We start from the raw sequence: 17,324 nt of genomic DNA on the forward strand, positions 1-17,324 counted from the left end.
TCATTTAATTTCAGAATTAGTATCGCTCATTGAAGGTTTAGATTCTTTTTTGCGCTTAAACCATGATTTTTTAGGCTTTTTTAAATCTACGGTATTTATTCCGGTTCCGTCACTTGCTGTAAGGGTTTCCTTTACATCTTTAGGCTGCTTATTTTTTTTCTTTTTGCTTCCGAAGAAAAAAGGAATGGTTAATATAAGCCCGATTAAAAACGAAAAAATATTGCTTACATAAACAGGTATGTTTTCAAATGTATAAAAAATCAAAGAAACATCGCAAGAATTCTTCATATTAAAGCCTGCAAACAAGCCTAAAAACAATACTATCAATAAAAAATAAATAAGTTTCCAGTTCATATAAAAATCCTTATAAGAGCTTCGCTCAAAAGAACAGTAACATAAATTTTCAATAAAGACAACAGGGGAATAAAATCTAATTTACTCTGTTTATCTCTTTACCGGAAATAAAGGCTTTTACGTTATCGGCAGCTATTTTTATCAATCTTTCCCTTGCCTCAAAGGTCTGCCAGGCCATGTGTGGCGTTATAATGCAATTAGGAGCTCTAAACAAGGGATTATCCTTAGCCGGAGGTTCTGAGCTCAAAACATCGCAGGCAAGTCCTGCAAGCCTCTTTTCTTTTAAAGCCTCAGCTGCATCTTTTTCGTTTATAAGAGGTCCTCTTCCCGTATTGATTATAATACAAGTTTTTTTTATTTTTTTTAAAGAATCTGCATTTATGATTTCCCTTGTTTCTTCAGTCAAAGGGCAGTTTAAGCTTATGATATCGGAAGAAGAAAAAAGCTCATCGAGTGAAACCTGTTTTGCTCCTTCAAAGCCCTTGACGGTTTTTGCCGAACGGTTAAAGTAGATTACCTTCATGTTCATGGCAATGGCAATTTTTGCAACAGCCTGACCTATGTTGCCGAAGCCTACAATCCCAAGGGTTTTATTTGAAAGCTCCCTTATATCGAAACTGTGATAGCAAAAATGAGGAGAAGAAGTCCATTTTCCGGCCATAACCTCATCACTGTGCTCTTTTACATGCCAATAAAAATGAAAAATAAGGGCAAAAACGAGTTGGGCCACACTGTCCGTGCTGTACGACGGAATATTCGTTACACAGATATTTTTAGCCCTCGCAGCTTCGACATCGACAATATTGTATCCTGTAGCCAAAACTCCTATATATTTAAGACGAGGCAAGGCGTCCATTATTTCTTTAGAAAAAGCAACCTTATTTGTAAGAACGGCATCTGCCTCCTTACACCTTTCAATAAGCTCATCTGCACTTGTTTTATCGTATATTGTAAGATTTGAAACAGCTTTTAACTCTTCCCAAGAAAGGTCTCCGGGATTGGAAGTAAACCCGTCAAGAATAACCAAATTTAATTTTTCACTCATAAAAGCACCTCAGTATATTTATAATTCCATATTTTTCCGAATTCGTCAAGAGCTAGTTTTGGCATAACACAGCTTACAAAAAATTATAATATATGCTATAATACAAACAGTTAGGAGAGGCGGATAATTATGAGCACTTCAAACAGAAAATACAAAGACTCGGTTTTTGTTGACCTTTTTAGTGAAGATGAAAAAGCAAAAGAGAATTTTTTGTCGCTATATAATGCGTTGCATAATACTGCTCTTAGCGATAAAGAGCAACTGAAAAGTATAAGGCTTGACCAAATCTTGTATATGACATTTTATAATGATGTTTCTTATCTCGTAGACAATAAAATCATAGTTCTGGCGGAACATCAGTCCACTATCAATCCCAATATGCCTTTACGCTGCCTTGAATATGTTACTCGATTATATGAAACACTCTTTGAGTCAAAAGAAAAATATAGCCGTAAATTGCTGTATATTCCAATTCCGGAATTCTATGTATTTTACAATGGAGAAGAAACTTTTCCTTGTGATAAGACATTAAAATTATCGGATGCTTTTATTGAAAAAACAGAAGAACCTAATCTTGAATTGATAGTTAAGGTAATAAACATAAATCATCAAAAATGCCATCCTGTATTAAAAAACTGCAAAACAATGTATGAATACACCATATTTGTAGAAACGGTACGGAAATGGAAAAAAACTGATCCTCAAAACGGCTTTCAAAAAGCCATTGAAGAATGTATAGCAAACAATATCTTGCGTGATTATTTAAAACGCAAAACTAAGGAGGTATTAAATATGTTACTAGTCGAATATGATTATGAAACCGATATAGCCGTACAGCGTGCCGAAGAACGAGAAATCGCCTTTGCTGAGGGAATTGAACAAGGCATTGAGCAAGGTATTGAACAAGGCTCATACCAAAAAGCTCTTGAAACAGCGGCAGCATTTAAACGGCTTGGTTTTGATATTGCTAAAATAGCCGAAGGAACAGGATTAAGCTTAAAAGAAATAGAAGCATTATAAAATCGATTTCATAGCAAAATCAACAGCACTGATTTATAATACCTTTAAAATCCAACAGAGGAATATCCATAGAACGAGCATAATCACACAAGCGGCTATCGCCTGATATAAGCACATCACAGTTTTTTGCCATCAGTAAAATTACAGAATCGGTAATACCTAAGTCATAATAAGTATACTGCTCAATAGATTCTATAGTTTTTATATAAACCTCTACACTTTTCTTATATATTTCTTTTGATACATTAACATATTTCTCTTTATAATAACCTTGAAATGTATTATTTAAAAGATTATCAACTTCTGTTGTTATGTTGGGACAGATTATAAGCTCTAAATCAGAGCCAATGTTATTCATAGTACTTATTAAAAAGTTATAATCTTCAACAGAATAAATGGAAGTACGCTTATGAGTTTTTATCTTATTCGGAGCTATCATACCTATTAAATATAAGAGAAAGACATTTGTATCTAAAATAATTTTTTTAGGAACATGCATAACTCTATTCGGCAAACATTCTCATTTGAGCTATTTTTCCTGCATCTATGTTAAAATCAATTTTTTTATAAATACGGGTATATGGTAAATTTAAAGCCGTTGCAGTAAATAAATTTTTAGGTTTTTTTTCAGGTATTAAGAATGAAACCGTCATAGGCTGAATATAAGAGCTTTCAAGAGGATATAGTTCTTCCAGACGAAAGTCATAGATTTTAAAACCATATTCATCGCGTAATTCTTGTTCAACTATGGGTAAGATGTCTTTTATTTTCATAAAACATCCTCCTGATTACACCGAATATTATATCATAAAAAAGTAGATAAGTCTATGTGTTGGAGAAAGTGTATTTTCACGAGACCGTCTAGTGTAGTGCTGAAACAGGTCATCTATTACGGCCGTAATAGGTGTCCTATTGTAGCCGTAATAGATGCCCTAGCACGGACGTAAATTGTACATAACGATAACCTTGATCTCATACAGAGCATTAGGATAGCTTTTTATTAAAAACGATTTTTATTCCTCTACCCCCGTCCCCGCTTCTTCCCTGCAAGCAGTCCTTCGGTTTTCTGTAAGTATAATTCAAACAGGAAAGCGGTGCGGGCGGCATCGTAGGAAAAGGCGGTTTTGCGGTAGAGTTTGTCTACAAAAGTTTCTTAATCATTTATTCATAAAAAATTATGACAGTTCTTTACCGATTTTGGTAATTTAGTAAATAATATTTTTTTCTTTCAAATAGTTTTCCAATTTGTCATCAGGTATTACTTTATCATAGGAACTTTTTACTTTTCCTAAAGCAATATCTTCAGTTAAATCAGATATAAATTTATTAAAATCAGGATTATCTTCTGAAAGCCTTTCCAAAGTATCCCAATCTATATTTTCATTATATCTAGCATTACAAATTATTTCGGATTCACTTATGCTTTCTGTATTAAGCTTTATCACTCCAATTCCAAAAGCATTAGATAATCTTTGAAGTTCATTTTTAAAATTGGGATCTTCATCTATTTTCAAACAAACTAAATACCCTTCATTAGCCCAACTTGAATTTGAAACAGCCTGAAAAAAATACTGTCTTAAGTTAGAATAATCTACATGCTTTTTCATTTCAAAAGAAAATAATTTTATAGAATTTACATTCAATGATGTTTGAAGTTTCATTGTTTCTTTTGAGTAATCTTTAAACGGAAAATAAACACCTACTAAATCAGGATGAAGCCATTCATTAGCTCCTTTTACTCTTTTTACCGAATTTTCCTGATAAATAGTTTTTGTATAACAATTAAAATGCGGATTTGAATAAACATATTTAACTAAAAGAGGATGTAAATCTCTCTCATTAAAACTACTTTCATTATTTTGTTTTAATTCTAAATTTTCTTTTTTCTCGATTTCTTTTTTTATTTCGGTTCCGCTTATATTTAAACTTCTTAAAATAAATCTTGAAGGACGCTTTGAAACTTGAACAAAAGTACTTTTTTCGCCCTTTTCTTTGGCATCTACATATAATCTTGCGCCTAATGTAGCAGCCGGAGTTTTACCGGAGCTTTTTAATTTTTTATCGAAAGAAAACTCAACTGCCTTTTCCCAAACTTCTTCCGGCGTCATTGGTTTTTTTACTTTTTCAAAAACTTCTATAATCAAATCAAAAAAAGTATATTGTTTCTCCATCTTATTCCTTTTCCATAATCAAATAAATCTAATAGCATACAAAATCCCCCTCTAAAAACATCAGTTTTAGAGGGGGATAAAGCTTCAATACTGTTTATTTACAGTCACAGCAGCAAGCCTTGTACCTTAAAACAGGTTCTCGGGCTGCCTTTGTTTCGTCTACGCGGCCGATGGGGCGTGTGTAGGGATAGCCGTGAAGCTTTTCGGGATTTGAATAAGCTTCTTTTTTGAGTTTGATCATAACGTCAGCGGTGAAGTCCAATGTGGACTTGCTTTCCGTTTCCGTAGGCTCAAACATCAAGGCTTCGTGTACGATGAGCGGGAAGTACATCGTCGGCGGATGGATACCGTCGTCGATTAAGCCCTTAGCTATGTCAAGGGCACTTACACCTGTCTCTTCCTTGATCTTGTCAAGGGTGAGAACGAACTCGTGCATACAGGTTCTGTCAAAGGCAACTTCATATTCTTTTTCAAGCTTTTTCTTTAGATAGTTTGCATTTAAGACTGCATAGCCTGAACTTTCCCTTATGCCCTCGCTTCCGAGAGTTAAGATATAGGCATAGGCACGCAAGAATACGAGGAAGTTTCCATAGAAGTTTCTAACCCTTCCGATTGAATACGGGCGGTTATAGTCTAACTTGTAGCTTCCGTCTGAACCTGTAACTACAGGAACGGGTAAGAATTCTTCAAGGAACTTTTTACAACCTATAGGGCCGCTTCCCGGACCGCCGCCTCCGTGGGGAGTTGAGAATGTTTTATGCAAGTTCAAGTGAACTATGTCGTAACCCATGTCTCCGGGTCTTACTCTTCCCATGATGGCGTTAAGGTTAGCACCGTCATAGTACAATAAGCCGCCTGCCTTGTGAACGATTTCGGCAATTTCTTTGATATGGGTTTCAAAGAGACCGAGGGTGTTCGGGTTTGTAAGCATGAGGGCTGCCGTATCGTTTCCTACAGTCTTTTTTAATTCTTCGATATCGACGTTTCCGTCTTTATCTGAAGGAATGTTTACGATTTCGCATCCGACCATTGCAGCACTGGCAGGGTTTGTACCGTGTGCAGAATCGGGAACCAAAATCTTGTTTCGGGCATGATCGCCGCGTTTTTCGTGATAAGCTCGGATTACCAAAAGGGCTGTGAATTCTCCGTGAGCACCTGCTGAGGGCTGGAGGGAGAAGGCATCCATACCGGTAATTTCACCGAGCTTTTTACCTAAATCGCCCATAACTTCAACACAGCCCTTCATTGTGTGTTCAGGCTGCAAGGGGTGAATATTGGTAAAGTTCGGAAGAGCGGCAACTTCTTCATTGAGCTTAGGATTATACTTCATTGTACAAGAACCTAAGGGATAAAAGCCGTTATCTACGCCGTGAGTTCTCTTGCTTAATTCCATATAGTGGCGAACAAATTCAAGTTCCGAAACTTCAGGAAGTTTTGCATCGCTTGCTCTTAAATATTTTGAATCAAGTTTGTATTCGGGTACGGTTAATTTTGCTTCGGCAAATTTATGACCCTTTACGGATTTTTTCAAAAATCAATTCGCTCATTACAATACCTCCTTAATGATTTTTACGGCCTTGTCAAGTTCGCATTTTGAAAGAACATCGGTTGTGCACCAAAGAATGGCATCATCGCAAATCTTTAAACCGCCTAAAACACCGTTTTTTTCAAGATTTGAAAGAATTGCATCAGCCTTTCCCTTTCCGTCCGTTACGAACTCATGGAAGAACTCGCCGTTATTTTTTACGGTTAAGCCGATTTTTTTAAGCTCATCTGCAAAATAGTGTGCATTGCTTAAAGAAACATTTGCAACGGTTTTTAATCCTTCTTTTCCGTAGGCTGTCATAAACATAGAAGCCCTCAAAGCACAAAGAGCTTGGTTAGAACAGATACTTGAGCTTGCTTTTTCGCGTCTGATATGCTGTTCGCGGGCTTGAAGAGTTAAAACAAAGGCTCTTCTTCCGTCATGGTCGGTTGACTGTCCGATGATTCTTCCGGGGATTTTTCGCATATTGGCTTCGATTGTAGAAAGGAAGCCTAGATAGGGGCCGCCTGCTCCAAGAGGAAGACCTAAGGCCTGTCCTTCACCCAAAGCAATTGAAGCACCGCATTCTTTCGGTGTTTTTAAGATTGCCAAAGAAACGGGGTTACAGCTCATTACAAACTGGGTTTTGGTGCCTTCTACCATTTTTCCTACAGCTTCACAGTCTTCGATTGTACCGAAGCGGTTGGGCTGCTGCATAATAACGGCTCCGACTGTTTCATCCAAAAGATCCTTAATCTTTGAAACATCGGTTTTATAACCGTCTTTCGGAATCATTACAAATTCGACACCGCTGTGTTTTAAATAGGTCTTAGCAATTTCGATTGAGCTGGGTTCAACACATTCGGAAATTAAAACCTTGTTTTGTTTTCGTCCTAAGGACATAACTATAGCATCTGCGACTGCCGTGCCTCCGTCATAAACGCTGGCATTGGAAACATCCATTCCGGTAAGCTCGCAGATCATTGACTGATATTCAAAACCTGCTTGAAGCTCGCCCTGATTCATTTCAGGCTGATAAGGTGTGTATGCCGTTAAGAACTCTTCCCTTGAAGCCAAGTGTCTTACGGCTGCGGGAGCATAGTGGTTATAAGCACCGGCTCCTCTTAATATCGATTTAAAAACAGTGTTCTCACTGCTTAAATTTTGAAAAAACTTTTCAACTTCTGCTTGAGTTCTGCCCTCGCCTACATCAACCGTTTTACAGTCCTTACATTCAAAACCGTATAAGTCATCAATAGATTTGACACCGATGAGATCAAGCATCTCTTTTGTTTCCTCAGCTGAGTGAGGAATATAATTTGACATAAACCCTCCTAATTAAAATTTAAGTCAACACTCAAAATAAACAGAAAGGCAGAATTTCTGCCCAACTGTTTATAAAGCCTATTTTTAATTACTTGCAAAGACCTTTGTATGCACCTGCATCCATCAACTTTGAAGATTCTCCGGAAAGCTCTACCTTAAAGAACCAAGAACCGAAGGCATCTTCATTGATTTTTTCGGGAGCATCTAAAAGTTCTTCGTTTATTTCGACAACCTTTCCTGTCATGGGACTGATAATTTCAAAAACAGCCTTTACAGATTCTACTGTAGCACAGGCCTTGTCGGCTGTTACCTCATCTCCTACTTCCGGAAGTTCGATGAAGACGACATCGCCCATTTCGCTTTGAGCATAATCACTGATACCGATAAGACCGATGTTTCCTTCTTTCTTGAACCATTCATGTGATTCCAAATACTTTACATCTTCTTTAATTTCCATATATAACTCCTATTTTTGTATATTTTAAGTTTTTAATAAAAACTTATAAAACCTTTTTAATTAGCCCTTAATTTCTTTTAAGAAACTTGTAGGTACTATTTTAGCCTTGAGCTTTTTACCGCGTACTTCAATAAATACTTCTTCATCCTTAATTCCTCGGTCAATTCTCATGTGTCCGATACCGACTTTTAATGAGGGCGAAGAAGTTCCTGTGGTAACATAACCGATTTCCTTATCTCCTAAGAAAACCTTGTCGTGATCTCGTGCAATACCGCGGTCAATCATCTTAAAGCCTTTTCTGATTTTTTTAGCTTCGTTGGCTTCGAGAGCTTTTTTACCGATAAAATCTTCTTTTTCAAGTTTGATAAAGGGTTTTAAGGTTACTTCGGTAGCCAAGGTTTCTTCAGTCATTTCATGTCCGTACAAGGGCATTCCGGCTTCAAGGCGTAATGTGTCCCGGCAGCCTAAACCGCAAAGCTCAATTCCGAATTCTTCTCCGGCCTTCATAACCTGATCAAAAAGCTCTAAAGCCCATTCTTTGGGGCAGTAGATCTCGTAGCCTTCTTCGCCGGTATAGCCTGTCTGAGAAACGATTACTTCTCCCTTGGGGCATTGGAAGGTTTTAAATGTGTAATAAGCGGAGGGCATTGCTGAAGCATCAATAAACTTTTTTACCAAGGCAGGAGCATTGGGGCCCTGAATTGCAAGCTGGGCAATTTCAGGCGAGCGGTCTGTAAAGGTAACGCTCTTATCCAAATATTTTTTTACCCAGTCATAGTCCTTGTCGTGGTTTCCTGCATTTACAACCAAGAGGAATTTCTTTTGATTATAGCGGTAAACAAGGAAGTCATCGACAATTCCGCCCTTTTCGTTGCACATAAGAGTATAGCGGACATCTCCGTCAGCCATTCCCCTAATGTCGTTCGTAATAAGAGCATTTACGGCAGCTTCGGCATTGTCGCCTTCAATATAAAACTCGCCCATGTGCGAAACATCGAAAAGTCCTACATTATTGCGAACTGCAAGATGCTCCTTTAAGATACCGGCGAATTGAATAGGCATTTCATATCCGCCGAACTCAACAAACTTGCCGCCTTTGGCGAGCAAAGTTTCATAATAAGGTGTTCTTTTCATCTCATCCTCCAATTTTATTAATTTATAATTGATAATTAACCATTATCAATTACCGATTATATTGTATACCAGATATTCAATAAAAGCAATAGGAAAATATATAAAAAAATATTGTTTTGATTAAAAACGGCAAAGCTAAAATAAGCCTTGCCGTTAGGTTATTTCTAAAAATCTATTATGATTATTTTTTATAAATCATGTGTGTAGCCGACTTTTCGACATCTTCTACGGCCTCATAGAATGCTTCGACTACCGTCGGATGAGGATACATGGATTTTAAGATATTTTCCCTCTTCGCCTTGTTTGTTACAAGAGTTCCGATAGCTCCTATCATATCTGTAGCCGAATCGCACATCATCTGACAGCCTACAAGCCTGTCTTCTTGATCAAAGAGAACCTTAATAAAGCCCACATCCAAGCCGGAAAGCACCGATTTTCCGTTTGAACCCATGGGAACCTTACCGATTTTTACAGTTATACCTTTGGCTTCCGCCTCTTTTTCCGAAAGACCTACACCTGCAATCTCAGGTGTGGAGTATACACAGGAAGGAATAACATCTTGCTTTTCATGTTTGGTATTGTTTACAATATTTTCTACAACCAGATGGCCCTGATTTTCGGCATTGTGGGCAAGCATTACGTTTCCTTTTACAGCGTCTCCAATAGCATAGATACCGTCAACATTTGTCTTCATGCAGGCATCTGTGATTATACCTCTCTTATCATGCTCAATTCCGGCAGCCTCAAGGCCGATGTCTTTTATTTCGGCAATTCGGCCGATACATACGATTACGGCATCAGCTGTAATATGTTCTTCTTTTTCTTTAAGCGTGAAAGTACAGCCGGTTTTCTCGATTTTGGTTACCATGGCACCGTTTATTATCTTTACACCCTTCTTTTTTTAGAACAAGGGCTTGCTGCATGGCTATATCCCTGTCAAAGGGAGGAAGGATTGTTTTTTCAAGTTCGACTATGGTAACTTCTTTTCCTAAATTGGCGTACATTGTAGCAAACTCAATACCGATAACGCCGCCGCCGATTATGATGACACTCTTAAAATCGACAGGCTCTTTTCCCAAAATATCGTCAGAGGTCATAGCAGTTTCGATTCCGGCTATGGGAGGAGCAAATACGGAAGATCCTGTTGCGATTATAAGGTTTTTAAACTCAAGTTCTTTTCCGTCTACATTTACTGAAGATTTTGAAGTGATTTTGCCTTCTGCATTAAAAAAATCAACCCCTGCATTTTCAATTATTTTTTCAATTCCGCCTACAAGTTTATCGATAACGGCATTTTTTTTCTCGTAGATGGAGTTTATGTCGTATTTTAAGTTTTCACCTGAAAGACCCAGGTCGTTTTCGGCAAAGCTTCCAAAAACTTCGGCTGTATGAAGAAGGTATTTTGTAGGAATACAGCCCTTATTTAGACAGGTTCCTCCGAGCCTTTTTTTTTCGATAAGAGCGGTTTTTAACCCTGCCCTTCCTGCTTTTATGGCAGCAACATAACCGCCCGGGCCTCCGCCCAAAACAATTAAATCATACATACTAATCTCCCTAAAACAGCTTAAAAATTTTTAAGCATTATAGTTGTTATCTTGTAAAGTATACACGATGACCTTAATAAAAGCAAGGGGAAAGAAATTTATATTAAAACACAATCTTCACGTCTTCTTTATAATTTTGCAAAGTTCCATTTAGACTTGCTGTCCAACCGTCGATAAAAACTTTTCCTGAGCCTTTTAATGCATTTTTAATGGCGGCGGAATAATCCTCTTTGCTTATTTTTTCACTGTTGGTTATGTAATAGTGATTGCCGATTTTATAAATACAATCTTTTATCACTTCTTCAGGAACTTGAGTCGGCTCATCTAAACCTACAGTAAAGATTATATTGTAAATACGGCTTAATGTGTCATTGTCATTAAAAAGAATTGAAATCTGACCTGTTTCGTCTACGTCCAATTTTGGGGCATCGACACTGTCAAAGACCTTAAAGCCAAGATCTAAACTTTTATTTTTGTTATAGCTTACACTACTCTCTGCTACCATATCAAAATCTATTTCACCTCCTTTTTTCTTATTTTTTTCTTCTATTTCCTCGGATATTTTTTCACCTGCCCGTTTTAAGCGTTCTATTGTAATACTGGAAATTACGGGCGGCAGGTTGTTATCAAGGCAAAACTGGTAAGCGGGTTTATTTTCCTTGATAGGCTCGTCTATTTGGCAAAGAATAAACTTGCGGTTTCCTCCGTCTTCTGCATTGAGCTGCATAACAGCGTGTCCTGTAGTGCCGGAACCAGCGAAAAAGTCGAGTACAGTATATTCAGAATCTTCGAATAATGAGATTAATAATTTTAAATATCCGACATTTTTAGGGGCATCAAAATATAGTTCATCAGTTGCAAAAAGTTTTTTTAAAATTGTTCCCGCACCTGTTGTTGTTAGTTCTAAACTATAATTAAGCCTCTTGCCATTTATTATTGCGTCATAGCGTTTATTGATTAATTGACTTTTTATTCTTATTGTATCATTAAAATTCTTTTCAAAGATTTTTTTCTCTGTAAACTCTAATGCACCCTTAGCAAATAGACTTTCAAATTTTGTCACTGTATATGTATTTTCTACTAATTGTTTTCCATTGAATGAGTGATATTTTGTAAAACCTTCATTGATTAATTTTGAATTTACTTGACCAAACGACTCTTTTAATATTTTTAGGAGCTTATCTTTTTTACGGTAATACACTGAATAGTTTTTATCAGAAGCTTCATCTAAAACAATCTTATTAAAGCTATTTTCCCCAACTAAAACTCTTTTACCACTATTGTGAACAAAATTTCCATCCTCATCCTCGACCATATCGTCTGCATTTTTAGGAATATTATCTATAAAGTAAGCATTTGATTTGCTTTTTGCATAAATATGAAGGTATTCTGAACTAACAGAAATAAAGTCAGAATTTTTTCTTCCTTTCGGATTATTTTCTACAGATATAGTTCCAACAAAATTCTCCTCCCCAAATACATCATCACAAAGCAGTTTTAGGTTTGCTTGTTCATTATCGTCAATGCTTATAAAAATAACACCGTCATTACTTAATAAATCTCTTGCCAAAAGTAAACGGGGATACATAAAGCTCAGCCAGCCGTTATGGCTCTTTTTAGTTTTAAAACTAAAATCCATACGGGCAAAGTCATCTTCGCTTAAATTTACCAATCCCAATACTTCAGCCTCTTCTTTGTCGAATTTATCGGGATATACAAATTCATCATTTGCGGTATTGTAAGGCGGATCTATATAAATACATTTTATCTTACCTGTGTAATGGTTTTTAAGTATCTTTAAGCTATCCAGATTATCGCCCTTAAGCACTAAGTTCTGGGTTGTATCAAGATTTTTACTTAATTGTGTATTGAGCTTTAATTCTTTTGTGGTCTTCTGTGCATATTTTCCACGTGCAAAATTTCTGCCTACAAAGTTTAATCCGTAACCGTTTACCTTTTCGTCGATCGGCAAACCTGCAATAGCCTTTAGTTCGTTAAGGTCTATTTCATTGTCTTTTATAATACTCGGATAATTTTCTTTTAGAAAACGCAATAATTTGTTCTCATTATTGTCGGTTGCAACAACCGTAAATCCTTCTTGTATAAATTCTTCTTTATTCATTTTTTATCCTCCGTTATAAGTGCCGCTAATTGCGTTGTGCCGATTCGTTCTTTAAATGAGATTTTGATGTTTTTATCTTTATGGCATTCGTTTAAAACTTCAAAATACTTTTTGGCAAAATCTATTTTAGTTTTTTCATCTGCAGGTATCTCTGTAGATGTTTTATACCCTTTTGCTTCTACAATAAGAAAAACCTTTTTCCCTTCCGTACTTTTGATTGCATAGCAAAAATCGGGGTTATAGTCGCCCAAAGGCGTTTTGATTTTTAAACGCGGCAGTTTGCCGAATATTTCAATCTTTTCGATATCGGGATCTTGCTCTACAATTTCCAATTCAAAATCACTATCATATTCTATTACTTCCTCAAATACCCATTTCGTTTTTAAAGAAAAATCGCTTGTAATATCTTTTTGAAATTTTCCGGTACTTCCCGTATCCAAATAAGTTTTTTCCTCTTCGATTTTAAATACATTCGGCAAGCCTACCCCGTCAATACCATCGTATGTGATATTTGCTTTAAGCATTGCGATTAAATTCTTTTTGATTGTTTCGGAAATTTCTCTGACTGCTTGTTCCGGATTATTTGTGAGCATTTTGCTCTTGAAATCATCACTTAAAACATTGAACACTTTTACAACAAATGAAATTGGTGTTTTTGTAACGGTTGATAAAGTACGAACTAATTCCAAATAATCGACCTTACTTTTGTACGAAACCGTATCGATAAGTGTTTCTGTAATTGCACCTTGTCCTCCAAGATTATTTACATCAAGCTCTGCCCTTGTTGTCTGAAGTAGTATTTGTTCTATATTGAGCTCTTCAATTTGTGTTTTAATATTTTGTATCAGTTGTTTCTCTTGGTCGTCGGTCAAATCTTCCAAAACATAAAAAGCGTTTTTATTGATAGCGTTCCATAGGTTTTTAAATTCTTCCAAATGCGTTGCTTTAATAAATACTTTCTTTTTATCTTTTTTATTTTCTGCTTTCTGAACATAATTGACAGTATCTGTTGCGAATAAGTCCTTAAGAGCTTTTTCTTGTTTTTCGGGTAAATTTTGTGCCTTCAGAATTGCAAAAAAATCAGGGGATTTTGCATAAACTCTTTGTCCGTCAACAATTGCTTTGCGGACAATCATTCTCTTATCTTTTAAAACATCATCAACCAAATAAACTACAGTATAATCATCAAATTCTGATTTTTCTTTGAGAGTCTTAATGAGTTCTTGCTCCGTAAATGTTTCGGAGACAAGGAATGAATTACTCAAAATTTCATTTTGTATAGCCTCAACAAAGCCACTTTCTTTATTTGAAACGACCACATCAAGGTTATTGATTTTCCAAAAAGCCTCTTGGTCATCATGCAACTTTTTAAGCGTATATCGCTGTAAATCTTGATTGACACAAATGCGTAAGCCCCGCCCAATCTGCTGCAATTTTGATATTTCGCTTCCTTGATTGGAAAGTTTACAAATGGTAAAAACATTGGGGTTATCCCAGCCTTCTTGTAAAGTCCAAATCGAAAAAATAAAGCGGGTAGAACTTTCAAAAGAAAGCAGCTTCTTTTTATCCTTCAGTATCTCGTCAACTCCTGCTTGTACTTTTTCATCGGCTTTTCCTTTATCTCCTGAAAAATACCCTTTATGAACTTTCAAATTACCGTCATTGTCAAAATCATTTTGCAAATATTTATAATACTCGCTTGATTTGTCTATATTTTTTATAATCCTTACACGCTCTTTTTGGTATTCTTCTTCAAAAAAGTTTTTGATTTTTGGATTTTCACCTCGGAATAAACCGATATTACTTTCCATAAAAAAAAGTGTGAGAGCTTTTATCCCCTGATCAAATAAAATCTTTTCTTTTTCAAAATGAATCTTGATTGTCTGGCGTATCATGGCTCTAAGGGATTCATCAGACAAAGAGTAATCAACTTTTTCAATACTGTCATCCGACAAGACCAATTGGTCTTTGAGAATTTTTTTTATGCTTTTACCGTTAAAAATTGCACCGTTGCCCAGTTCACGCCGTATAACAAGCCCATTAGTTAAAGTGCTGACAATAGCCTTTTTATTCTCAATACCAATAAGAGTGTCTGTATTCTCAACTACATCTTGAGTATACACCACAATTTTCTTAACCAAATTTTGTCGAAACGAAGAAATGCTGTCTAATATGTATGCGACATTTGATAGGGGTAAGCTATCTTTATCCTTGGGAAATGTGGCACCAAAACGCAAATAATAGTTGTCAAACCCGTCAAAATAAGTTTTAAAAGCATCCCCTTCAAACCGATGCGGTTCATCCATTATTACAACCGGATTTAAGCGTTTTAAGCATTCCAAATAAGACATTGGAGGTTTATCGGTATTAAAAAACAGTTCGGGTTGATTCATCTCCCTTTCTAACGGTCGGTTTAAAATATTGTCTTTACTGTTAAAAGAACTTGGTGTCATCACCAAAACCGATAAATGTGCAGTACCGATAAACTGTTTCACCGCTGAAATATTTCCACTTTCGTAAACAAAGCTTTCAATTTCTTTTTCTTGTTCGTTGGCATAAAAACTTTTGAAGTAATCTTTTGTGTCGTTTAAGTTGGTTTTTGTTCCTTCACGGATAGGCACACTAGGAACAAGAATAATAAATTTTTTGTATCCATAATGACGGTTCAGCTCAAAAATCGTTTTGATAAAAGTAAAGGTTTTTCCCGTTCCCGTTTCCATCATTATATCTATGTTTTTAGTGTCTTGCACCGGAAAATTATATTTGTGTTTATTTTTGTGTTCCGTAAGCACTTCAACAAAGTTTTTCTTCCAGCGTAAAGCTTCAAAAATACTAACAATATTATTTACACAAGCTTCTTGATAATCTTGTATTTCATATTGAAACTGCTTATTTTGTGAATTTGCCATATCCTCTCCATTCAAGCTAATGACGAGTAATTCTATAGAAAGAAAAAAACTATTTTAAAAGAAAAGCCAACTCTCGGACTTGAACCGAGTACCTGCACGTTACGAGGGTGCTGCTCTGCCGGGTGAGCTAAGTTGGCATGTTGATTTTTGATAAAGAAACTTTACCAAAAATCAACAAAAAAGTCAATAGGAAGAATTTTTAGCTTAAGCCTTGTTTATTACGTCCAAAACAGTGCCGTCGCGGTAGGTGCTTATTCCTACAACCTCAGCAGAGCGGGGCTTAACTTGAGGCTTGCCTGTAAAGGATTCTGAAATTTCCTTTAATTCTTCGATAGTTTTAATTTCAAGGTTTGTTTCAGCCTTTAATTTTTTAATTAAATCTGCATGGCGCGGATTAATTGCAATACCTCTATCCGTAACAAAAACATCTATTGTTTCGCCGGGCGTGGTTACCGTGCGGACCTTGTCTACAAGACAAGAAATTCGGGCATTAAAGAGCTTTGAAACTATTATCGAAAGCTTAGCTCCGGCTGCAGTATCGGCGTGTCCTCCCGAACCTCCCAATATTATGCCGTCAGAACCTGTGGTTACGTTTACGTTATAGTCCAAGTCTATTTCGCTTGCACCGAGGATAACGACATCGAGCTTTCCTGCAACATGATCGGGATTATTGGGGTTTGCATAAAGATCGGCCGAAATCTTGTGATGATTTGCATTTTTTTCGGTAGAATCTACGGCTGAAAGATCGAAGCACTGAACATCATAAAGATCTTCAAAAAGCCCTTCTTCAAGCATCTTTACAAAATAGCCTGTAATTCCGCCGCAGCCGAAACTTCCCTTTATATTTTTTTCTTTCATTGCCCGGTGCATTTCATCTGCAACTGCAAGAGAAATACCGCCTGCCCCTGTCTGCATACTGAATCCGTTTTTAAAAAGCCCCGAATGTTCAATCAAGGTGCGGCAGTCGCGGGCTATCTTCAAGCCGATAGGATCCTTTGTAATCTGAGTTGTTCCGCTTACGATGCCTGCAGGGTCTCCTATTTTATCTACCTCAACAACCATGTCTACAAAGCGGCCTTCAATGTCGGGTCTTTTAACCTTTGAAACCCTTGTATCGGTAACGGCTATAGTCTTTTTTGCCATCTGAGCATCGGCTGCGGCATAACCTAGGGAGCCGCAAAACGACTTTCCTTCAGAGCCCGAAATATTTCCTTGATCGTCTACACAAGGAGATGCCAAAAAGGCAGCATCTATCGTAACCTCTTTTTCCAGAATCATTCTGGGGCGGCCGCCGTGGGTGGTCATAATTACGGGCTTTTTACACTTCCCGTAACTTACAGCCTTGGCAACGGGGCCTGACATATAAGAGGTCATAAGCTGAGTAACCGTTCCGTCTTCCATAAGTTCAACCAAAATTTCATGGCAGGGAAAAATTGAAGAAGCCATTACGGTTAAATCTTTGATTCCTCTTTTTTGGATTTCCCTCATTACCATGTCAAGAACATAGTCACCGTTTCTAAGGTGATGATGAAAACTTATAGTCATGCCGTCATGGATGTTAAGCTCATCAAGGGCGGAGGATAAGGTCTTCCCGAATACGGGCTTTACGTTTTTTGTAAGCTCGTATTTTGCATTTTTTTTATTTACAAAGGCTCCCTTAAAAGGATTATCCAAGCCTTCTCTTCCAAGTATGTTATTCATATCTTTTTCCTCAAAT

At 36.8% G+C, this 17,324-nt stretch carries 12 protein-coding genes, 1 tRNA gene and 2 pseudogenes; 1 reads left to right on the plus strand and 14 read right to left on the minus strand.

The genetic code is table 11. From position 1 onward, the window contains the following. Both E4O00_RS05825 and E4O00_RS05830 read right to left on the minus strand, forming a co-directional pair. Entirely contained in the window at window positions 1-354 is a 354-nt protein-coding gene (locus tag E4O00_RS05825) for a hypothetical protein (protein WP_253679143.1), read from the minus strand. Window positions 355-430: 76 nt separating this feature from the next. After that, window positions 431-1,399, minus strand: a complete 969-nt coding sequence (locus E4O00_RS05830) for a D-2-hydroxyacid dehydrogenase (protein ID WP_253679145.1) — start codon at window positions 1,397-1,399, stop codon at window positions 431-433. Window positions 1,400-1,528: 129 nt separating this feature from the next. On the opposite strand from E4O00_RS05830, the gene E4O00_RS05835 reads away from it, so the two are divergent. Further along, window positions 1,529-2,419 (plus strand): Rpn family recombination-promoting nuclease/putative transposase, encoded by an 891-nt coding sequence (locus E4O00_RS05835; protein WP_253679147.1) that lies wholly within the window; start codon window positions 1,529-1,531, stop codon window positions 2,417-2,419. Between the two features lie 19 nt (window positions 2,420-2,438). Here E4O00_RS05835 and E4O00_RS05840 read toward each other — a convergent pair whose 3' ends face one another. The 12 genes and pseudogenes from E4O00_RS05840 to citF form a co-directional block, all read right to left on the minus strand. Continuing rightward, a complete protein-coding gene (locus tag E4O00_RS05840; protein WP_253679149.1) occupies window positions 2,439-2,933 on the minus strand; it encodes a PIN domain-containing protein in 495 nt (164 codons plus the stop codon). Next, the gene (locus E4O00_RS05845) at window positions 2,923-3,192 is read right to left on the minus strand and encodes a hypothetical protein (protein ID WP_253679151.1); all 270 of its coding nucleotides are present in this window, start codon (window positions 3,190-3,192) and stop codon (window positions 2,923-2,925) included. The genes E4O00_RS05840 and E4O00_RS05845 overlap by 11 nt, the downstream gene beginning before the upstream one ends. Before the next feature lie 432 nt (window positions 3,193-3,624). Continuing rightward, window positions 3,625-4,590: a COG2958 family protein gene (locus E4O00_RS05850; RefSeq protein ID WP_253679153.1), complete on the minus strand. Its 966-nt coding sequence runs from the start codon at window positions 4,588-4,590 to the stop codon at window positions 3,625-3,627. Window positions 4,591-4,684: 94 nt separating this feature from the next. Next, a pseudogene (gcvPB, locus tag E4O00_RS05855) lies at window positions 4,685-6,137 on the minus strand (aminomethyl-transferring glycine dehydrogenase subunit GcvPB). Beyond that, a complete protein-coding gene (gene gcvPA / locus E4O00_RS05860; RefSeq protein ID WP_253679155.1) occupies window positions 6,137-7,441 on the minus strand; it encodes an aminomethyl-transferring glycine dehydrogenase subunit GcvPA in 1,305 nt (434 codons plus the stop codon). Before gcvPA ends, gcvPB begins: the two are co-directional and overlap by 1 nt. 88 nt (window positions 7,442-7,529) lie before the next feature. Continuing rightward, window positions 7,530-7,898, minus strand: a complete 369-nt coding sequence (gcvH, locus tag E4O00_RS05865; RefSeq protein WP_253679157.1) for a glycine cleavage system protein GcvH — start codon at window positions 7,896-7,898, stop codon at window positions 7,530-7,532. Window positions 7,899-7,958: 60 nt separating this feature from the next. Continuing rightward, complete coding sequence (gcvT, locus tag E4O00_RS05870; RefSeq protein ID WP_253679159.1) at window positions 7,959-9,032, minus strand: glycine cleavage system aminomethyltransferase GcvT; 1,074 nt, start codon at window positions 9,030-9,032, stop codon at window positions 7,959-7,961. Between the two features lie 181 nt (window positions 9,033-9,213). Further along, window positions 9,214-10,576, minus strand: a pseudogene (gene lpdA / locus E4O00_RS14190) (dihydrolipoyl dehydrogenase). A gap of 103 nt (window positions 10,577-10,679) precedes the next feature. Beyond that, window positions 10,680-12,698 (minus strand): site-specific DNA-methyltransferase, encoded by a 2,019-nt coding sequence (locus E4O00_RS05885; protein ID WP_253679165.1) that lies wholly within the window; start codon window positions 12,696-12,698, stop codon window positions 10,680-10,682. Further along, complete coding sequence (locus E4O00_RS05890; protein WP_253679167.1) at window positions 12,695-15,607, minus strand: restriction endonuclease; 2,913 nt, start codon at window positions 15,605-15,607, stop codon at window positions 12,695-12,697. The genes E4O00_RS05885 and E4O00_RS05890 overlap by 4 nt, the downstream gene beginning before the upstream one ends. A gap of 64 nt (window positions 15,608-15,671) precedes the next feature. Then, window positions 15,672-15,744: transfer RNA gene (locus E4O00_RS05895), tRNA-Thr, on the minus strand. A gap of 67 nt (window positions 15,745-15,811) precedes the next feature. Beyond that, window positions 15,812-17,308: a citrate lyase subunit alpha gene (gene citF / locus E4O00_RS05900; protein WP_253679169.1), complete on the minus strand. Its 1,497-nt coding sequence runs from the start codon at window positions 17,306-17,308 to the stop codon at window positions 15,812-15,814. Between the last annotated feature and the right edge of the window lie 16 nt (window positions 17,309-17,324).

The sequence above is a fragment of the Treponema sp. OMZ 788 genome (assembly GCF_024181245.1).
In the GTDB taxonomy this organism is placed as follows: Bacteria; Spirochaetota; Spirochaetia; order Treponematales; family Treponemataceae; genus Treponema_B.